The sequence below is a fragment of the Streptomyces sp. NPDC043896 genome (genome assembly GCF_056435605.1).
In genome coordinates this window covers 147,366-164,361 of record NZ_JBWKEE010000009.1, presented here as the reverse complement: position 1 = coordinate 164,361, position 16,996 = coordinate 147,366, and the positions used below count along the sequence as shown (strand labels likewise).

20 protein-coding genes are annotated in these 16,996 nt (G+C 72.3%); 6 read left to right on the top strand and 14 right to left on the bottom strand.

Features of this window, described 5'->3' with window-relative positions; translation table 11 throughout:
• Positions 1–35: 35 nt before the first annotated feature.
• The 4 genes from AC069X_RS15875 to AC069X_RS15860 all read right to left on the bottom strand — a co-directional run bounded on the left by AC069X_RS15875 (position 36) and on the right by AC069X_RS15860 (position 4,196).
• A complete protein-coding gene (locus AC069X_RS15875) occupies positions 36–1,322 on the bottom strand; it encodes a hypothetical protein (protein WP_478729034.1) in 1,287 nt (428 codons plus the stop codon).
• Entirely contained in the window at positions 1,312–1,857 is a 546-nt protein-coding gene (locus AC069X_RS15870; protein WP_478729032.1) for a DUF6114 domain-containing protein, read from the bottom strand. Before AC069X_RS15870 ends, AC069X_RS15875 begins: the two co-directional genes overlap by 11 nt.
• Before the next feature lie 112 nt (positions 1,858–1,969).
• Positions 1,970–2,617 carry a DUF6230 family protein gene (locus AC069X_RS15865; RefSeq protein WP_478729030.1) on the bottom strand — a complete coding sequence of 216 codons (648 nt, stop codon included), beginning with the start codon at positions 2,615–2,617 and terminating at the stop codon, positions 1,970–1,972.
• A 586-nt stretch (positions 2,618–3,203) separates the two neighbouring features.
• On the bottom strand, positions 3,204–4,196 hold the full coding sequence (locus AC069X_RS15860; RefSeq protein WP_478729028.1) for a tetratricopeptide repeat protein: 993 nt from the start codon (positions 4,194–4,196) through the stop codon (positions 3,204–3,206).
• A gap of 230 nt (positions 4,197–4,426) precedes the next feature.
• On the opposite strand from AC069X_RS15860, the gene AC069X_RS15855 reads away from it, so the two are divergent.
• The gene (locus AC069X_RS15855) at positions 4,427–5,065 is read left to right on the top strand and encodes a TetR/AcrR family transcriptional regulator (RefSeq protein ID WP_478729026.1); all 639 of its coding nucleotides are present in this window, start codon (positions 4,427–4,429) and stop codon (positions 5,063–5,065) included.
• A gap of 85 nt (positions 5,066–5,150) precedes the next feature.
• On the opposite strand, the gene AC069X_RS15850 is transcribed toward AC069X_RS15855, so the two are convergent.
• From AC069X_RS15850 to AC069X_RS15835, 4 genes are all read right to left on the bottom strand, one after another.
• A complete protein-coding gene (locus tag AC069X_RS15850; RefSeq protein ID WP_478729024.1) occupies positions 5,151–6,851 on the bottom strand; it encodes an acyl-CoA mutase large subunit family protein in 1,701 nt (566 codons plus the stop codon).
• 96 nt (positions 6,852–6,947) lie between these two features.
• Positions 6,948–7,277, bottom strand: a complete 330-nt coding sequence (locus AC069X_RS15845) for a DUF3817 domain-containing protein (RefSeq protein WP_478729022.1) — start codon at positions 7,275–7,277, stop codon at positions 6,948–6,950.
• Between the two features lie 62 nt (positions 7,278–7,339).
• Entirely contained in the window at positions 7,340–7,849 is a 510-nt protein-coding gene (locus tag AC069X_RS15840; protein WP_478729020.1) for a MarR family winged helix-turn-helix transcriptional regulator, read from the bottom strand.
• 21 nt (positions 7,850–7,870) lie between these two features.
• Positions 7,871–9,262: an MFS transporter gene (locus tag AC069X_RS15835; RefSeq protein ID WP_478729256.1), complete on the bottom strand. Its 1,392-nt coding sequence runs from the start codon at positions 9,260–9,262 to the stop codon at positions 7,871–7,873.
• Between AC069X_RS15835 and AC069X_RS15830 the strand changes: the two genes are divergently transcribed.
• Positions 9,185–10,183, top strand: coding sequence for an ArsR/SmtB family transcription factor (locus tag AC069X_RS15830; RefSeq protein ID WP_478729018.1), 999 nt, complete (start codon positions 9,185–9,187; stop codon positions 10,181–10,183). The genes AC069X_RS15835 and AC069X_RS15830 overlap by 78 nt on opposite strands.
• Positions 10,184–10,295: 112 nt before the next feature.
• Here AC069X_RS15830 and AC069X_RS15825 read toward each other — a convergent pair whose 3' ends face one another.
• From AC069X_RS15825 to AC069X_RS15805, 5 genes are all read right to left on the bottom strand, one after another.
• On the bottom strand, positions 10,296–10,928 hold the full coding sequence (locus tag AC069X_RS15825; protein ID WP_478729016.1) for a TetR/AcrR family transcriptional regulator: 633 nt from the start codon (positions 10,926–10,928) through the stop codon (positions 10,296–10,298).
• Positions 10,925–11,605 carry a DUF4166 domain-containing protein gene (locus AC069X_RS15820; protein WP_478729014.1) on the bottom strand — a complete coding sequence of 227 codons (681 nt, stop codon included), beginning with the start codon at positions 11,603–11,605 and terminating at the stop codon, positions 10,925–10,927. Before AC069X_RS15820 ends, AC069X_RS15825 begins: the two co-directional genes overlap by 4 nt.
• On the bottom strand, positions 11,602–12,300 hold the full coding sequence (locus AC069X_RS15815) for a hypothetical protein (RefSeq protein WP_478729012.1): 699 nt from the start codon (positions 12,298–12,300) through the stop codon (positions 11,602–11,604). The genes AC069X_RS15820 and AC069X_RS15815 overlap by 4 nt, the downstream gene beginning before the upstream one ends.
• A gap of 165 nt (positions 12,301–12,465) precedes the next feature.
• On the bottom strand, positions 12,466–12,762 hold the full coding sequence (locus AC069X_RS15810; protein WP_478729010.1) for an MTH1187 family thiamine-binding protein: 297 nt from the start codon (positions 12,760–12,762) through the stop codon (positions 12,466–12,468).
• Positions 12,759–13,103, bottom strand: coding sequence for a DUF3817 domain-containing protein (locus tag AC069X_RS15805; protein WP_478729008.1), 345 nt, complete (start codon positions 13,101–13,103; stop codon positions 12,759–12,761). The genes AC069X_RS15810 and AC069X_RS15805 overlap by 4 nt, the downstream gene beginning before the upstream one ends.
• Positions 13,104–13,294: 191 nt before the next feature.
• Here AC069X_RS15805 and AC069X_RS15800 point away from each other — a divergent pair, with 191 nt between their 5' ends.
• From AC069X_RS15800 to AC069X_RS15785, 4 genes are all read left to right on the top strand, one after another.
• The gene (locus AC069X_RS15800; protein WP_478729007.1) at positions 13,295–13,933 is read left to right on the top strand and encodes an AIM24 family protein; all 639 of its coding nucleotides are present in this window, start codon (positions 13,295–13,297) and stop codon (positions 13,931–13,933) included.
• A complete protein-coding gene (locus tag AC069X_RS15795) occupies positions 13,933–14,583 on the top strand; it encodes an AIM24 family protein (protein ID WP_478729005.1) in 651 nt (216 codons plus the stop codon). Before AC069X_RS15800 ends, AC069X_RS15795 begins: the two co-directional genes overlap by 1 nt.
• Positions 14,580–15,398, top strand: a complete 819-nt coding sequence (locus tag AC069X_RS15790; RefSeq protein ID WP_478729003.1) for an AIM24 family protein — start codon at positions 14,580–14,582, stop codon at positions 15,396–15,398. Before AC069X_RS15795 ends, AC069X_RS15790 begins: the two co-directional genes overlap by 4 nt.
• An 85-nt stretch (positions 15,399–15,483) precedes the next feature.
• Complete coding sequence (locus AC069X_RS15785; protein WP_405983000.1) at positions 15,484–15,960, top strand: MarR family winged helix-turn-helix transcriptional regulator; 477 nt, start codon at positions 15,484–15,486, stop codon at positions 15,958–15,960.
• Between the two features lie 72 nt (positions 15,961–16,032).
• Here AC069X_RS15785 and meaB read toward each other — a convergent pair whose 3' ends face one another.
• A complete protein-coding gene (gene meaB, locus AC069X_RS15780) occupies positions 16,033–16,995 on the bottom strand; it encodes a methylmalonyl Co-A mutase-associated GTPase MeaB (protein ID WP_478729001.1) in 963 nt (320 codons plus the stop codon).
• Position 16,996: the final 1 nt, after the last annotated feature.

Genomic DNA, 16,996 nt, shown 5'->3' with positions numbered 1-16,996 from the left:
GTGCCGCCCTCGGTGCTTTCCCGTGGTGAGAGGTGCTACTCCGCCGGGCCGACGTAGTTCTTCAGGCCCGGGACCGTGAGGTTGCCGCCGAACTGGGCGGCCTGGACGACCTTGACGTTCGTGAAGAACGCGAAGGGGACGTTCAGGGGCGGCGGGGTGTTCGGGGTGAACTCGACCGGGATGAGCCCGAAGAGGTTGCCCTTGAGGCTTTCCGTGTACATCGTCACCTTCGCGTCCCGGATCGTGGACGTCGAGCCCGGACGCGACTTCAGGTGGGCGACGTTGGAGCCCTTGCCGACGGTCTGGTACAGGTCCTTGATGTCCAGGGAGTCCGCCGTGAACTTCAGGACCTTCTTGACCTTGCCGCCCGCCGTCTTCACCTCCACGATGCCCTCGTAGTCGAGGCCGTAGAGGGTCAGCAGCGAGCTGTCCAGGTACCAGGGCTCGTCCGGGAGCAGCGGGATCCCCGGCTCCGGCTTGGCGTTGGCGAAGGCCTCCGCGTCGAAGGTCGGGCAGGGGAAGGGCTGCTTCCCGTCCGGGTCCGTCGTCGCCGACGCCGAGGGGGACGGGCTGGGCGATGCCCCGTCCTTCTCCGCGTCCTCGGGCGTCTTGCCCGTCTCGTCCTTCGGCTTGGCGACCGTGTCCTTGACGCTCTGCGGGAGTTCCTCGACCTTCGCCCCGGCCTTCTTCGCGGCGTCGCGGATCGCGTCCGCAGCCGGGTCGGCGGTCCTGGTGGTGCTCGGTGTGGGCGCGGGCGCCGGGGTGGCCGGCTTCTTCGCGTCCTGGAGGGGCTTGCCGAGGCCGTCCACGAGGTCCTTGAGCGCGTCGCCGACGCCCAGCGGGTCCAGCGGGTTCGCCGGCCTGGCGGACGGGGCCGACGCCGAGGGGGACGGCGAGGTGCTCGGCTTCGGGGTCTGGGGCTGCTTGGCGGACGGGGAGGCCGAGGGGCTGGCCGCCGGCTTCGGGGCCTTGCTCGCGCCGGGGGACGGGCTCGCACCGGGTGAGGCGGAGGCCGAGGGGGACGGCGAGGTGGACGCGGACGTCGACGGCGTCGGCGAGGGCGACTTCGTGGGCTCGTCCGAGCGGGTCACGCACGGGCCGGGCGCGAAGGGGATGTCCTTGTCGTCGGCCAGCGCCATCTTCGGGGCGATGCCCATCCCGACGAGGACGGCCGTCGGCATCGCCGCGAGCGCCATCGTCTTGCCGACGGGTATCTGGATCTTGTTCAGCAGCGACTTCCTGGGCGCCGCGTGGCGCGGGCCCCTTCTCACGCGGGGCTCGGCACCGGAGGCCACGCCCCGCTGCGTCTCGTCACCCGGCACTGTTCCTCCCGCCATCGGCGTGGGCAGTCGTCTCGGTCGCGTACGCCGTCTCCGTGTCACGGGGGCCCGGAATGCCGTGGAACGGGTCCGCGGGCTGTGCTTCGGCGGCCTCGGCCGGCTTCTCCTCCGCCGGGACGCCCGGAGCCCAGGCCAGCGCGAGGCAGCCGCCGATCAGCGAGGCGAGGAAGCCGATGAAGAAGCCTCCGAGATTGGACACCGGGATGGACACCAGGGCGAGCAGGATCGCGGCGACCCCGGCGAAGACGCGGATGCCCTGCTGGAACCAGAGGGCGATGCCCAGGGTGATCAACAGCACGCCGATGATGAGCGAGCCGGACCCGGCCGTCGTCGCCATCGCGAGGGTGATGTTGCCCAGCCGGACGTCCGCGTACGGAAAGTAGGCGATCGGCACACCACCGAGGGCCGTGAACAGACCGGCCCAGAAGGGGCGACTGCCTCGCCAGTCACGGAACTGGTGGTACACGACGGTGAACCAGTGGTCGTCTGCGGCGCGAACCTGGGACTCGGGGTTCATGGACAACAGCTCCCTGGAAACGGTGGTACGGAGAACTCTGTGGAGCCGGGCGGGCGCACGACGGCCGCTGCCGCCACCCGCCCGCCCGGTCACGTCACAGCGCTGAAGCGGCTTACTTCTCGTCCTGGTAGCACGGCTCGTTGCCGCTGATCAGGCGCAGCTTGAGGTCGGGCAGCGTGAAGGTACCCGCCGTCGTCGCCCAGGCCTTCTGGCGCACCTTCGTCAGCGTGGCCGTCTTGGCGCGCTGCGAGAAGAGCGCGCCGTCCGCCACCGTGCCGGGAACGGGCTTGGTGGTGTGGCTGGGGTCGCCCACCGCGACACCGATGTCGAGCTGGTCGAACTTGGCGTCGGCGTCCAGCTCGGCCACGTCGAGGTAGAGGTTCGTCGCCTCGGCCGGCCTGCCCTTGTTGCCCGTGCGCAGCTGCATGGTGATGGCACCGAGACCGGGCACCGGGGTGACCAGCGACTGGCACATGTTGGTGATCTTGGCCGAGCTGAAGCCGGAGATCGTGACCGGGTGCTTGCTGACCTTCTCCTCGTCGCCGATCGTCTTGCCTTCGGCGACGCTGCCGTACTGGATCAGGTCATGGCCGACGAGTTCGTCGGCCGACACCTTGAAGTCCTGGCCCGAGACGCTGAAGGACGCCGCGAGGGCACCCTGCGCCAGACCCACACCGACTGCGGCGGTGGCCGCGATGCTCGGGACCATGACGAGCGCGAAGCGCTTCCATCTGGTTCCGCCACGAACCTGAGAACTCATCTTGTTCCTCCTTCTCGGACGTACATCTCCGGTCCGGGCCGGGGGGCCCGTCCCGGGATGGGAGAAGTGCTACGTCCTCGGGAAGGAGCGCAGGCGGCCGAGCCGCGGCGCAGCCGCGTCCGATACACCGGCGTTCACCCCCGAGCGACAACCACTGGGCCACGCGTTCGCGCAACCTGGAGGACAGGCCCTGCCGGTGTGGCAGAGACCCCCCTGTCCACGGCCGGTGCCACTGTCACCGGCCGGCCCGGTGGGGACCCTCCGCCGCGGTTCCGGATATGCGGCTCTGCGGGAAGGACCGAGCGTCGCCGATCGTGGTCCATTCACGGCCGGGGCACAAGAGGGTTCGTTACCGGTGGGTAACGGGTGGGTAACCGGAGTCTCGCCCGGCGCCGTCAGGCGGCCACACAGGGTGTCACCCTGGGCCACGACAGAAGGGATGAAGAGTGAACCAACCGGACAGTTCACGGGGTTCGATTTACTGCGAGTAACAGCAGCCGCGACTGCCAAGTTTTGGCAAAACGCGGCTGCTGTTTATCTTCGTGTCAACAGATCGCCGACAGCGGCACACGCCACCGGAGTACGGCTAGAACAGCACCCGCGCCAGCGCCGTACGCGCCGCCGTGACCCTCGGGTCGTCCGCGCCGATCACCTCGAACAGCTCCAGCAGCCGCACCCGTACGGCGTCCCGGTCGTCACCGAACGTCACCCGTACGGTGTCCACCAGGCGCCCGAAGGCGTCCGCCACGTGTCCGCCCGCCAGGTCCAGGTCGGCCGCGGCCATCTGCGCGGCCGGGTCCTTCGGGTTGGCGGCGGCCTCGGCGCGCACCGTCTGCGGGTCCATGTGCTGCACCCGGGACAGCAGCTCGGCCTGGGCCAGGCCCAGCTTCGCCTCGGTGTTGGCCGGGTCGTCGGACAGTACGTTCTTGTACGCCTGCACGGCGCCGCCCAGGTCACCCGCGTCCAGCGCGGCGACCGCCGCCTCCAGCAGCGCGTCGTACGGACCGGCCGGCACCTCGGCGGGGGCCGCCGGGGCGCCCTCGGCGCCGGGGTCGACCTGGAGGCCGATGAGGCCGAAGCGCTCCTCGGCGACCTGCACCAGCTGGGCGAGGGTCTCGCGGATCTGCTGCTCGGGCGCCACGCCCTGGAACAGCGGCAGCACCTGGCCCGCGACCACGGCGAAGACGGCCGGGATGCCCTGGATGCCGAATTGCTGCATCAGCATCTGGTTGGCGTCGACGTCGATCTTCGCGAGGACGAAGCGGCCGTTCGCCTCGACGGCGAGGCGCTCCAGCAGCGGGCCGAGCTGCTTGCAGGGCTCGCACCATTCGGCCCAGAAGTCGAGGACGACCGGGACCTCGTTGGACAGCTGGAGTACGTCACGCTCGAAGCCGGCCTCGGCTACGTCGATGACGAGGGCGGACGGCGGTACGGCGCCGCCGGGCGCGCTGCCCGCGCCGCCGCCGGCCTGCCGGGCCGCGTCCTTGCGCGCCTGCTCGGCCTTGGCCTTGGCCTCGCCGGCCGCCTTCACAGCGGCGAGGTCGACGACGCCGCTCATGGACATGTTTCTGGGCTGCATGCGTACATCCTCCCCCCTGTGCGCGCGCCGGCGAAAAGGATCCCGAAAGATCGTCCTGCGTTGTGCGTTGTCCGGCGCCGGGTCCCCACCTGGCGCCAGTAGCTCGGCGTGGTTGTCGCTCTTACGCTACGAGCCGTAGCGTAACTCCCCCGGAGCCCGCGCGCCCCGTGATCTGAACCACAGCGGAGGGCCTCCCGCCGGTTCCGCTACCGGCGGGTATGGTCTCGGCCATGCGCAACCCGAGCCCCGGCGCCAGCTCTCGCCACGGCCGCACCGGCCGCCCCCGCAGCGCGGCCGCGGACGCCGCGATCCTGGCGGCGACCCGGGACGCGCTGGTGGAGCTGGGCTGGTCGAAGCTGACCATGGGGGACGTCTCGGCACGCGCCGGGGTCGCGAAGACCACCCTCTACCGGCGCTGGGCGGGCAAGAACGAGCTGGTCGTGGACGCCGTCGCGGAGCTGTTCGACGAGCTGGAGCTCCCGGACCGCGGTTCGCTGGAGGCCGACGTCGAGGACGTGGTGCTCCAGTTCGCCCGGCTGCTGCGGCGCCCGGAGGCCCATACGGCCCTGATGGCGGTGGTCGCGGAGTCCACCCGGGACGAGGCGCTGCGGGAGCGGATCCGGTCGGCGATCGTGGACCGGCAGAAACGTCTCGTCGTACTGGGCCGCGAACGGGCCCAGGCCCGGGGCGAACTCCCGGCCGAGGAGGACGTGTCCCAGGCCGCCCGCACCACGGACCTGATCTTCGACGTGATCGCCGGCACCGTGGTGCACCGGGCACTGGTGAGCTGCGAGCCGGTGGACGAGCTGTGGGCGGCGTCCTTCACCGCCCTCCTGATGCACGGCCTCCAGGGCGCGGCCCGCCCCTGAGCCGGCCCCGCGGACGGGAACGGGACGGCCGGCCGCGCCGCCGCGAGGGCGGCGCGGCCGGCCGTTCCACGTGCGCGCGCCCGGGTCAGAAGCCGGCCGGCTCCGTGTAGACGCCCCACTCGTCGCGCAGGACGTTGCAGATCTCGCCGAGCGTGGCCTCGGCGCGCACCGCGTCCAGCATGGCGGGGATCATGTTCGAGCCGTCGCGGGCGGCGTCCAGCATCGCCTTGAGCGAGGCCGTCACCTTGGCGTCGTCGCGGCGCTCCTTGCGCGCGGCGAGGACGCGGACCTGCTCGCGCTCCACCTCGTGGCTGACCCGGAGGATCTCCAGGTCGCCGGTGACGGAGCCGTGGTGGACGTTGACGCCGACGACCCGCTTGTCGCCCTTCTCCAGGGAGCGCTGGTACTGGAAGGCCGACTCGGCGATCTCGCCGGTGAACCAGCCGTCCTCGATGCCGCGCAGGATGCCGGAGGTGATCGGGCCGATGGGGTGGCGGCCGTCCGGGTGGGCGCGCAGGCCGCGCTCCTTGATCTGCTCGAAGATCTTCTCGGCGTCGGCCTCGATGCGGTCGGTGAGCTGCTCGACGTACCAGGAGCCGCCCAGCGGGTCGGCCACGTTGGCGACGCCGGTCTCCTCCATCAGCACCTGCTGCGTGCGCAGCGCGATCTCCGCGGCCTGCTCGCTGGGCAGGGCGAGGGTCTCGTCGAGGGCGTTGGTGTGCAGGGAGTTGGTGCCGCCGAGGACGGCCGCGAGGGCCTCGACGGCGGTGCGCACGACGTTGTTGTACGGCTGCTGCGCGGTGAGGGAGACGCCGGCGGTCTGGGTGTGGAAGCGCAGCCACATGGCCTTGTCGGACTTCGCCCCGTAGACCTCCTTCATCCAGCGGGCCCAGATGCGGCGGGCGGCGCGGAACTTGGCGATCTCCTCGAAGAAGTCGAGGTGCGCGTCGAAGAAGAAGGAGAGGCCGGAGGCGAAGTGGTCGACGTCCAGGCCGCGGGAGAGGCCGAGTTCCACGTAGCCGAAGCCGTCGGCCAGGGTGTAGGCGAGCTCCTGCGCGGCCGTCGCCCCGGCCTCGCGGATGTGGTAGCCGGAGACGGAGAGCGGCTTGTAGGCGGGGATGCCGTTCGCGCAGTACTCCATGAGGTCGCCGATGAGGCGCAGGTGCGGCTCGGGTTCGAAGAGCCACTCCTTCTGGGCGATGTACTCCTTGAAGATGTCGGTCTGGAGCGTGCCGTTGAGCACGGCCGGGTCGACGCCCTGGCGCTCGGCGGCGACCAGGTACATGCAGAAGGCGGGGACGGCGGGGCCGCTGATGGTCATCGACGTGGTGACGTCGCCGAGCGGGATGTCCTTGAAGAGGACCTCCATGTCGGCGGCGGAGTCGATGGCGACGCCGCAGTGGCCGACCTCGCCGAGCGAGCGCGGGTCGTCGGAGTCGCGGCCCATCAGGGTCGGCATGTCGAAGGCGACGGAGAGCCCGCCGCCGCCGGCGGCCAGGATCATCTTGTAGCGCTCGTTGGTCTGCTCGGCGTTGCCGAAGCCGGCGAACTGGCGGATGGTCCAGGTGCGGCCCCGGTAGCCGGTGGCGTGCAGGCCGCGGGTGAAGGGGTACTCCCCCGGCCAGCCGATGCGCTCGAACCCCTCGTAGGCGTCGCCGGGGCGGGGCCCGTAGACGGGGTCGACGTCATCTCCGGAGAGCGTCGTGAAATCGGCCTCGCGCTTGCGGGCCTTGTCATACCGGGCCTGCCAGCGGCGGCGGCCCTCCTCGATGGCGTCAGCGTCCATACCCACGAATTTACTAGGACGTCCTAGTAAATGTCGATGGCAAACCCCCGGGGAGTCTCCCGGGGGTGTCCGGCTCCGGCCGGGCGCGAGGCCCGCTCAGGCCTTCGCGGTCGCCAGACCGTCGCTGATCAGCGGCTCGACCTCGGCGCGGATGCCGCGCTCGACGAAGAAGGCGGCCAGCGGGATGGTCCCCGACACCAGCACCCACAGCAGTTTGCCGAAGGACCACTTGGCCTTGGAGCCCAGGTCGAAGGCGAAGACCAGGTAGATCATGAAGAGCACGCCGTGGGCCTGCGAGACCGCGAAGGTCAGGCCGGCGCCGGTGTCGAAGCCGTACTTCGCCACCATGCAGGCGCAGAGGATCAGGAGCATGACCGCGGTCACGTAGGCCATGACGCGGTAGCGGGTCAGCACGCTTCGTTTCATGCCGACGAGCCTAACCGTCCGTTTTGCTCGATCTTGACGCGGCCCCGGCTCCGGGGCCGCCGTCAGTTCTCCTCGAAGTCGGCGGCGGCCACGCGCAGCGGGCGGAGCAGCGCGAAGATCTCCCCGCACTCCTCGGCGTCGTACACGCCGAGGCCGAAGTCGACCGCCATCAGGTCCTTCGTCGCCGCCTCGACGACCTCGCGGCCCTTCGCCGTGATCGAGGCGAGGGTGCCTCGGCCGTCCTGCGGGTTGGGGCGCTTGTCGACCAGCCCGGACTTCACCAGCCGGTCGACGGTGTTCGTCACCGAGGTCGGGTGGACCATCAGGCGCTCGCCGATCTTCGACATCGGCAGTTCGCCGGCCTGGGAGAAGGTGAGCAGCACGAGCGCCTCGTACCGCGCGAAGGTCAGCCCGTACGGCTTCACCACCGCGTCGACCTCGGCGAGCAGGATCTGGTGCGCGCGCATGATCGAGGTGATCGCCGCCATGGACGGCACGGGCCCCCAGCGCTGCCGCCAGAGCTCGTCGGCGCGGGCGATGGGGTCGAAGGGAAGGCTGAGCGGCTTGGGCATCCACCAGACCCTACCGGGCGGTCATTTGACGGCGAGCCCCGTCTCATTCCTCGACCGCCGGACCTCGGCGAGGAGCAGCAGGACCACCATCGTGCCGAGCACTCCGGCGCCGGTGACCACGACGTGCGCCGGGAGGAACTCGGCGGCCGCTCCGGCGAGGGCCATGCCGATGCCCTGGAAGGTCATCAGACCGGTACTGAGCAGGGTCATCGCCCGTCCGCGCAGCTCCTCGGGGAGGGCGTCGAGGTACATCCGGTCGAGCCCGAGCGTGTAGGCGTGCGCCAGCCCGGCCGCGAGCAGCGCCGCCAGGGCCACGGCCGGCCCGGGCCGGAACGCGAACAGCAGCAGCGGAAGCAGGGCGGCGGCGGCGAGCGGGGCCGTGATCCGCGAACGCGTTCGGGCGGTGAGCGCGGACCCGGCCCAGAGTTCCCCCGCCACGGTGCCGACGGGCAGCGCGCACATCAGCACCCCGAGGGTGACGGTCCCGGCGCCGATCCCCTCCGTGTACGGGGCCAGCAGTGCCTCCGGCACGACGGCGAAGGCCGGCGGCAGCCAGCACAGCAGGGTCAGCGCCCGCAGCCGGCGCCCGCCGAGTACGGCGCGCAGCCCGCCGAGCGGGGACGCCCGTACGGCGGAGGCGCCCCCGGCGGGCCGGGCCCGGGTGCCCAGGCGCAGCAGCAGCGCGGAGGAGAGGAACCCGGCGGCGGTCAGCGCGAGCGCCGCGCGCGGGGAGACGGCGGCCAGCAGCAGGCCGCCGAGGCCGAAGCCGGTGAGCTGCGCGCTCTGCGCGACCATGCGCAGCAGCGACCGGCCGAGCACGAAGGCCTCCCCGGTGCCGAGGAGGTCGGCGAGGGAGGCGCTGCGGGCACCCTGGAAGAGGGGGGCGACGAAGGCCATGGCGCAGCGCAGTACGAGGATCCCGGCGACGGGCGTCCCCGGCCAGACCATGGCGGCGGCGCAGCCGGCGCAGAGCAGGTCGCACCCGACGAGCACCCGGCGGGCGGGGTACCGGTCGGCGAGCGGGGCGAGGAGGGTGCCGCCGAGGGCGTACGGGAGGAAGCCGAGGGCGAAGGTGAGGGCGCTCATCAGCGGGGAGCCGGTGGCGCGGTAGACGAGGACGGTGAGGGAGATCTCGGCGACGACGACACCGAGCAGGGACAGCAGGTGCGCGGCGAAGACGGCGCGGAACTCGCGCACGCGGAACACGGGGCGGTAGCCGGTCCGGGGGGTGGTGGTCGTTTCTTCATCGGTGGACACGGCCCGAACCCTGGCGTGACTAGGCTGGCGGCCCCAGGGATTCGTCCCTGTCCGAATCTTCCGGGGAACGGGGGCCGCGTGGGGTTCCACTACCGGTTCGGGCCGGCCGACCTGCTCCGGTGCCGGTTCGCGATCTCCCCGCTCTGGGAGACCCAGGAGGCCGTACGGGTCCTGCTGCGCCCGCACCGGCAGGCGTACCACCTGCCCTGGCTGACCCGGGTCCGGTCCGCCGCGGCCGGCCTGGACCTGCGCCCGCTGTGGCTGCTGATGCCGAGGAAGGGGCACAACCCGGACCTGCTGAGCCCGCCGCCGGCCGGCCCGGACGTCACCTTCGGGGAGGAGCTGGCCCGGGTGCGGGCGGCGGCCGGTGACCCGGAGGCCGCGCGCGCGGACCTGCGACGGGCGCTGGTCTGCACCCCGGGGGCGGTGGACGGCGACATCGGGCGGCGGATGCTGGCGGACCCCGCGCGGGCGGTCGGGGAGCTGGCCGATCTGTACGAGCGGGCCTGGGAGCTGCTGATCGCCCCGCACTGGACCCGGCTGCGGGCCCTGCTGGAGGCGGACGTGCTGTTCCACTCCCGCCGGCTGGCGGCGGGCGGGCTCCAGGCGCTCCTCGACGGGCTCCACCCGGACCTGCGCTGGTACGGGGAGGAGCAGACCCTGACCATCGAGCGCCCGGCCCACCACGACCGCGAACTCGGCGGGCAGGGGCTGCTGCTGATGCCGAGCGCGTTCGTCTGGCCTGAGGTGGTGGGCGGCTTCGACCCGCCGTGGCAGCCGGCGCTGGTGTACCCGGCCCGGGGCGTCGGCGCGCTGTGGACGGCCGCGGCCGGGCCGGCACCGCGGGCGCTGGCGGGGCTGCTGGGGCGGGCCCGGGCGGAGGTGCTGTGCGCGCTGCACGAGCCCGCCTCGACGACGGCGCTCGCGCACCGGCTGGGCCTGGCGCCCTCTACGGTGTCCGCGCACCTGAAGGCCCTGCGGGCGGCGGGACTCCTGCTCCCCTTCCGCCGGGGCCACCAGGTCCTGTACGAACGCACCCCGCTGGGCATCGCCCTGGCCTCGGGCTCCGCCGGCTGATCCCCGGGGCCGGGGTGCGGGCGCGGCAGCACCGTGTCGCCGGCCCGGCCGGCACGGGAAGGCGGGACGGGGAGCGGCTCCGCGCAGCGGCCCCCGCCCCGCCGGGCGGCCGTCAGCCCCGCGTGCCCCGCCGGAGGCCGTGGCGGACGGCCCGCTGCGTGAGCGGCCCGAGCCCCTCCAGGACTCCGGCCAGCGCGGCCAGCTGCTCCAGGGCGTCGAGCGCCCGCCCGGCGCCCTGCGGGTCCACCCCCTCGTACAGCTCGATGCCGACGAACGACGCGGCCGTGGCCCGCGCCAGCCCCGCCGGGTCGGCGAAGCCGGCCAGCGGGGTCGCCGCCAGCAGCCGCGTCAGCACCGCCTCCAGCTCCTCGATCCACAGGCCGAGCCCGGCCGCCGTCGCCTCCGCCAGCGCCGGTGAGCTCTGACCTGCCGCCAGCAGCTGCCCGAGCATGGCCACGTACCCGGCGGCCCGCTCCTCGGCGTGCATCTCGCGGGCGAACTCCAGCAGCTCGGTGAGGCTGGCGACCCCGCCGAGCCGGTCGCGGTGGCGTTCGACCCGCTGTGCGGCGCCGTACCGGCAGGCGGCGGCGAGCAGTTCGTCCACGGAGCCGAAGTGGTAGAAGATCAGCCCCTGCCCCACCCCGGCGGTGGCCGCGATCGTCCGGGCGGAGGCCTTGGCGATGCCCTGCTCGACGAGGGTGCGCAGGGCCCCTTCGAGGAGCTTCTGCTTCGTCGCCGCGCTCACGCCCGGACCTCCTCGCGGACGGGCCGCAGGTCGCCGCGGACCCCGTACGTGCCGGCGTCGACGTACTCGGCGGTGAAGGAGCCCTCGTACCCGAAGAGGGGCCCGAAGCGTCGGTTGACCACCCGCACCCGGATCCGGAACCGCCCGGTGGCGTCGTCGAAGGACTCGCGCACCTCGGCGTCACCGCCGATCAGTCCGGGCACCCGGACGTCGACGGGGCCCTCGCGGAAGCGGTGCTCGCCGGAGCGGATGAGCAGGGAGCCGTCGGGCTCGGCGCTCATGTGCAGGTCGCTGGCGAGGTGCTGGTGGGTGCCCAGGTAGTCGAGGACGCAGTCGCGTTCGGGGCTGTGGACCATCGTGGCGTCGAAGCGGCGCGGCCCGTCGGGCAGCCGGAAGGTGCGGACGAAGGTGACGGTCTCCCGGCCGAAGGAGTCGAGGTAGGGGAGGTTCTCGATGACGAAGGGGACGTCGCGCCCCTCGCGCGGCACCAGGATGTTGCGGGTTCCGCCGAGCCGGAGGAAGGGCTTCACGAAGCTGCGCCCGTGCCATATCCGGTCCATGGTGCCCCGGCCGACGCAGCCCTCCCCGCTCGCCAGTCCGACGGAGAAGCGGCGCTGGATCTGCGGGTGCAGCCGGTCGAACTCGGCGCCCATGTGGGCGCGGAAGATGGAGGTCACGACGGCTCCAGGGTGGTCAGCAGGCGGGGGGCGGGGGCGGCGGTGCGGCCGGGCGGGGTGCGCAGGCAGCGGCGGGCGGCCGGGGTGCCGGGCAGCGGCGGCAGCAGCAGCGCGGCGGCGAGGACGGGCAGGGCGGCGGCGAGCGGCGCGTACGCGAGGACGGCCGCGCAGAGCAGGGCCCGCAGGGCGGTCTCCCCGAGGGCCCGGGCGAGCGCGCGGCCGGGCGGGGTCCCGCGTTCGCACCACAGGCGCAGCCGGTCGAAGGACCAGGCGGTGCCCCAGCCCATGAGCGGACGGAACACCAGCCGGTCGGCGAGGGCTCCGAAGCGGCCCCAGCGCGGCCGGTAGTCGTAGCCGGTGAGGAAGCGGATCCCGTCGGGGCCGGGGACGTAGCGCCAGTAGCCGCTGCCCTCGGCCAGCAGGGACAGCGGGTGGTCCGAGGCGAAGCGCAGGGCCGAGACCCGGGTGCCGTCGGGCCGGTGGCGTTCGCCGGCGGAGATCCCGGTGCCGGCGACGGAGAGGAAGGGCAGGACGCGGGTCGCGTAGCGGAAGCGCTGGGGCTCGCCCTCGGCGCGCGGCAGGTGGTCGATGGAGGTGAACCGCAGGTCCCAGCGCTGGTGCTGGGCCGGGTCCTGGCTGCGCTCCCAGAGCTCGTCCATGCCGGTGCGGATCACCGTCTCGACGTACAGGCCCACGTCCCACCCCGTTCCTCTTTTTGAGCGGTCGCTCAAACGGGACGGTAGCCCGTTTTGAGCGACCGCTCAACGGTGAGACGGGTCACACGGAGTGCGTCGCGGCACGCGAAAGCGCCCCCTGCCGGAGGGCGGGGGGCGCTTTCGGGAAAGACCGCGGCGGGCGGGTCAGCTCTCGGCGAGGTGCCGTTCCACCGTCTCGACCTTGGAGGTGATGCCGTCGGTGACGCCGGGCCGGATGTCGGCCTTGAGGATGAAGGAGACGCGGGGTGCCCGCTCCTCGACGGCGGCCACGGCGCGGCGCACCACGTCCATGACCTCGTCCCACTCACCCTCGACGGTGGTGAACATGGCGTCCGTGCGGTTCGGCAGCCCGGACTCGCGTACGACGCGGACCGCGTCGGCCACGTACTCGCCGACCTCTTCGCCGACCCCCAGCGGGGTCACCGAGAACGCGACGATCACGCCTGGGCCGCCTGGCGCGCGCGGGCCGCGACGACGCTGTCGGCCTCGTCGCGCTTGAGGAGCTTGTCGCCGTAGAGGCCGCCGAAGGGCAGCAGCGCGAGGACGAAGAACAGGGCGACCTTCTTGACCGGCCACTTCGCCTTGTTCCAGACGTCCAGCAGGAAGATCGCGTAGATGACGAAGAGGATCCCGTGCAGGATGCCCAGCGGCATCATGAGGAAGTCGATGTCCGATACCCGGCTCAGCAGCGAGCCGAAGATCAGCAGGGCCGGGAACGACAGCGCCTCCGGGACGGAGATGAGGCGCAGCCGGTGCAGGGCGGAAGCGGTCTTGATGTCCACGTGGAACCTTCGGGGCCGGGTACCTGGGGTCGCCCCGGACGGGGTCCGGGGCGAAAGGGTCCGTTCCAGTGTCTCAGCCGCCCTCCGCGATCTTCCCTCGGGGCCCCGGATCCCCCGAAGCCCGGCGATTGTGGCGGATATCGTCCTGCGGGCCCTGTTCGCCCCCGCCCGCTGCCGATACCTTCATCCCCGTGGCTCAGTTCAGACTGCAAGGCAGCAAGGTGCTCGCCGTCGACCTGACCGGTGACGCCGTGAAAGCGAAGAACGGCGCGATGGTCGCGTACGACGGCCAGATGGCCTTCAAGAAGATGACCGGCGGAGGCGAAGGCCTCCGCGGAATGGTGACCCGCCGGCTGACCGGCGAACAGATGACGGTGATGGAGGTCCAGGGGCACGGCACGTGCTACTTCGCCGACCGGGCGAGCGAGATCAACCTCGTGAACCTGCGCGGCGAGAAGCTCTACGTCGAGTCCAGCAACCTGCTGTGCACCGACGCCGGGCTGCGCACCGGCACGACCTTCACCGGTCTGCGCGGCGCCACGACGGGCAACGGGCTCTTCACGACGACCGTCGAGGGGTCCGGCCAGGCGGCGATCATGTCCGACGGCCCGGCGGTGGTGCTGCGCGTCAGCGCGCAGTACCCGCTCTCGGTCGACCCGGGCGCCTACATCGCGCACACCGGCAACCTCCAGCAGTCCTTCCAGTCGGGGGTCAACTTCCGCACCCTGATCGGCGAGGGTTCGGGCGAGGCGTTCCAGATCCGCTTCGAGGGCGAGGGCCTGGTGTACGTCCAGCCCAGCGAGCGCAACACCGTGGGGGGTGACGTCTGATGCCGTTCCGCGAGATCAACTCGAAGATGGTCGAGGCCCAGGTGGTCCCCGGCCAGAAGATGTACAGCCAGCGCGGGGCGATGCTCGCCTACCGGGGCGAGGTCTCCTTCACCCCGAGCATCACCGGCGGCCAGGGCGGCGTCATGGGCATGATCGGGCGCCGGGTGGCGAACGAGCAGACCCCGCTGATGACGGTCGAGGGCAGCGGCACCGTGATGTTCGGCCACGGCGGCCACCACATCCAGGTGATCAGCCTCCAGGGCGAGACCCTGTACGTCGAGGCCGACCGGCTGCTCGCCTTCGACGGCACCCTCCAGCAGGGCACGATGTTCATGGGCTCGCAGGGCGGGGTCATGGGCATGGTGCGCGGCCAGGTGACCGGACAGGGCCTGTTCACCACCACCCTCAAGGGCCACGGCGCGGTCGCCGTGATGGCCCACGGCGGAGTCATCGAGCTCCCCATCACCCCGAACCGGCCGGTCCACGTCGACCCGCAGGCGTACGTGGCCCACCACGGGGACGTCAGGAACAAGCTCTCCACCGCGCTCGGCTGGCGGGACATGGTGGGGCGCGGCTCGGGCGAGGCGTTCCAGCTGGAGCTCTCCGGCCAGGGCGCCGTCTACGTACAGGCCTCCGAGGAGAAGCTGTGAACTTTGGCCCCGTGAACCCGGGCCCCGGCGGCCCGACGGTGTTCGACCCGCACAGCCTGCCCTCCGACGACAACGTGAACGCGTACACCTTCTGCGTGGAGCTCAAGGGGAGCCAGTGGTTCCTGCAGAAGGGCAAGATGATCGCCTACTACGGGCGCATCGAGTTCAACGGGATCGGCAACGGCCGCTTCGAGCGGCTGCTGCGCACCAGCTTCCACTCGCCGCTGCACGCCAGTGACTGGGTGGTGGCCGAGGGCCAGGGCAAGATGCTGCTGGCCGACCGCGCCTTCGACGTGAACTCGTACGACCTGGAGGACGGCAACCTGACCATCCGGTCGGGGAACCTGCTGGCGTACCAGCCCTCGCTGGCCCTGAAGCAGTCGATCGTCCCGGGATTCCTGACCCTGATCGGAACCGGGAAGTTCGTGGCGGCGTCCAACGGACCGGTGGTCTTCATGGAGCCGCCGCTGCGCGTGGACCCGCAGGCGCTGGTGGGGTGGGCGGACTGCCCCTCCCCCTGCCACCACTACGACCACGGCTACATGTCGGGCGTGATGGGCGGACTGCGCTCGCTGACCGGCATCGGCGGCACCTCGGGCGAGGAGCACCAGTTCGAGTTCGTCGGCGCGGGTACGGTCCTGCTGCAGTCGACCGAGCTGCTGATGGCGGAGCACTCGGTGGGCGCGGTGGGCGCCGGGGCGGCCACGGGCAACGCCCAGGGCGTTCCGGGGGCCGGCCAGGGTCCGCTGGGGCAGCTCGGCGTACCCCGGATGCCGGGGCAGCTGGGCGACCTCCAGCGGCGCTTCGGGCTGTGAGGCCCGCGGCCCGGGCCGGCAGAATCCGATCTTCCTATTTTTGTACGTAATTCAACTTCTTAGGTAGAGTTCTTTCATGGAGACGATGGAGACCGAGACGGCCACCCGCTGGCTGACCGACGCCGAACAGTGCGCCTGGCGCACCCACCTGGACGTCAGCAGACTGCTGATGCACCAGCTGGAAAAGGATCTCCAGCCCTTCGGACTCACCAACAACGACTACGAGATCCTGGTGAACCTCTCGGAGTCGGAAGGCCTGCGCATGCGCATGAGCGACCTGGCCACCGCCACGCTGCAGTCCAAGAGCCGGCTCTCCCACCAGATCACCCGCATGGAGACCGCGGGCCTGGTCCGCCGGGTGAACTGCGAGTCCGACCGCCGCGGCCTGTACGCGGTCCTCACCGACGAGGGCATGGAGACCATGCGCAAGGTCGCCCCGCACCACGTGGCGTCCGTCCGCGAGCACTTCATCGACCTGCTCCCGCCGGAGGCCCTCCAGGCGCTGCGCGAGTCGCTGCGGCCCGTCGCGGAGCACCTGCGCGGCAACCGCGGCAAGATCTGACGGACCCGCGCGGCACGGCACGGGAAAGGGCGGGGAGCCTCGGCTCCCCGCCCTTCCCTCCGTCCGCCCGCCTCAGCCCTCGGTCAGGCTGTCCAGCAGCGCGTCCGCGGCCGCGTACGGGTCCAGCTCGCCGGCCGCCACCCGGGCCGCCAGCGCGCCCAGGTGCGCGTCCCCGCGGAGGTCCGCCAGCCGCCCCCGCAGCGCGGTGATCGCGATGGTCTCCACCTCACGGGCGGCCCGCGCCGCCCGGCGCTCGGCCAGCACCCCGCGCTCGTCCATCCACGCCCGGTGCTTCTCCAGCGCCTCGACCAGCTCGTCGATGCCCTGCCCGCGCGCGGCGACCGTCTTGACGATCGGCGGCCGCCAGTCGCCCGGGCCCCGGGTCTCGCCCAGGCCCAGCATGTGGTTCAGCTCCCGGGCGGTGGCGTCCGCCCCGTCCCGGTCGGCCTTGTTCACCACGTACACGTCGCCGATCTCCAGGATGCCCGCCTTCGCGGCCTGGATCCCGTCGCCCATGCCCGGCGCCAGCAGCACCACCGAGGTGTCGGCCTGCGAGGCGATCTCCACCTCGGACTGCCCCACCCCGACCGTCTCGACGAGGACCACGTCGCAGCCGGCCGCGTCCAGCACCCGGATCGCCTGCGGAGCCGCCCAGGCGAGACCGCCCAGGTGCCCGCGCGTGGCCATGGAGCGGATGTAGACCCCCGGGTCGGACGCGTGGTCCGACATCCGCACCCGGTCGCCGAGCAGCGCCCCGCCCGAGAAGGGCGAGGACGGGTCGACCGCGAGCACGCCGACCCGCTTGCCGGCCGCGCGGTAGGCCGATACCAGCGCCGAGGTCGAGGTCGACTTCCCGACACCCGGGGAGCCGGTCAGCCCGACCACGTACGCGCCGCCGGTCAGCGGGGCCAGGGCGGCCATCACCTCGCGCAGTTGCGGGGACGCCCCCTCGACCAGTGAGATCAGCCGGGCCACGGCCCGCGGCCGGCCCTCACGGGCCTGCGCCACCAGCGTGGGGACGTCCACCGTCGCCATG

What these genes read in the sequence shown, in the direction of transcription:
- AC069X_RS15785 (WP_405983000.1), top strand. Translation starts at nt 15,484, where the DNA reads ATGGAGACCGAGACGGCCACCCGCTGGCTGACCGACGCCGAACAGTGC.
- AC069X_RS15870 (WP_478729032.1), bottom strand. Translation starts at nt 1,857, where the DNA reads ATGAACCCCGAGTCCCAGGTTCGCGCCGCAGACGACCACTGGTTCACC.
- AC069X_RS15865 (WP_478729030.1), bottom strand. Translation starts at nt 2,617, where the DNA reads ATGAGTTCTCAGGTTCGTGGCGGAACCAGATGGAAGCGCTTCGCGCTC.
- AC069X_RS15860 (WP_478729028.1), bottom strand. Translation starts at nt 4,196, where the DNA reads ATGCAGCCCAGAAACATGTCCATGAGCGGCGTCGTCGACCTCGCCGCT.
- AC069X_RS15850 (WP_478729024.1), bottom strand. Translation starts at nt 6,851, where the DNA reads ATGGACGCTGACGCCATCGAGGAGGGCCGCCGCCGCTGGCAGGCCCGG.
- AC069X_RS15845 (WP_478729022.1), bottom strand. Translation starts at nt 7,277, where the DNA reads ATGAAACGAAGCGTGCTGACCCGCTACCGCGTCATGGCCTACGTGACC.
- AC069X_RS15795 (WP_478729005.1), top strand. Translation starts at nt 13,933, where the DNA reads ATGCCGTTCCGCGAGATCAACTCGAAGATGGTCGAGGCCCAGGTGGTC.
- AC069X_RS15855 (WP_478729026.1), top strand. Translation starts at nt 4,427, where the DNA reads ATGCGCAACCCGAGCCCCGGCGCCAGCTCTCGCCACGGCCGCACCGGC.
- meaB (WP_478729001.1), bottom strand. Translation starts at nt 16,995, where the DNA reads ATGGCGACGGTGGACGTCCCCACGCTGGTGGCGCAGGCCCGTGAGGGC.
- AC069X_RS15840 (WP_478729020.1), bottom strand. Translation starts at nt 7,849, where the DNA reads ATGCCCAAGCCGCTCAGCCTTCCCTTCGACCCCATCGCCCGCGCCGAC.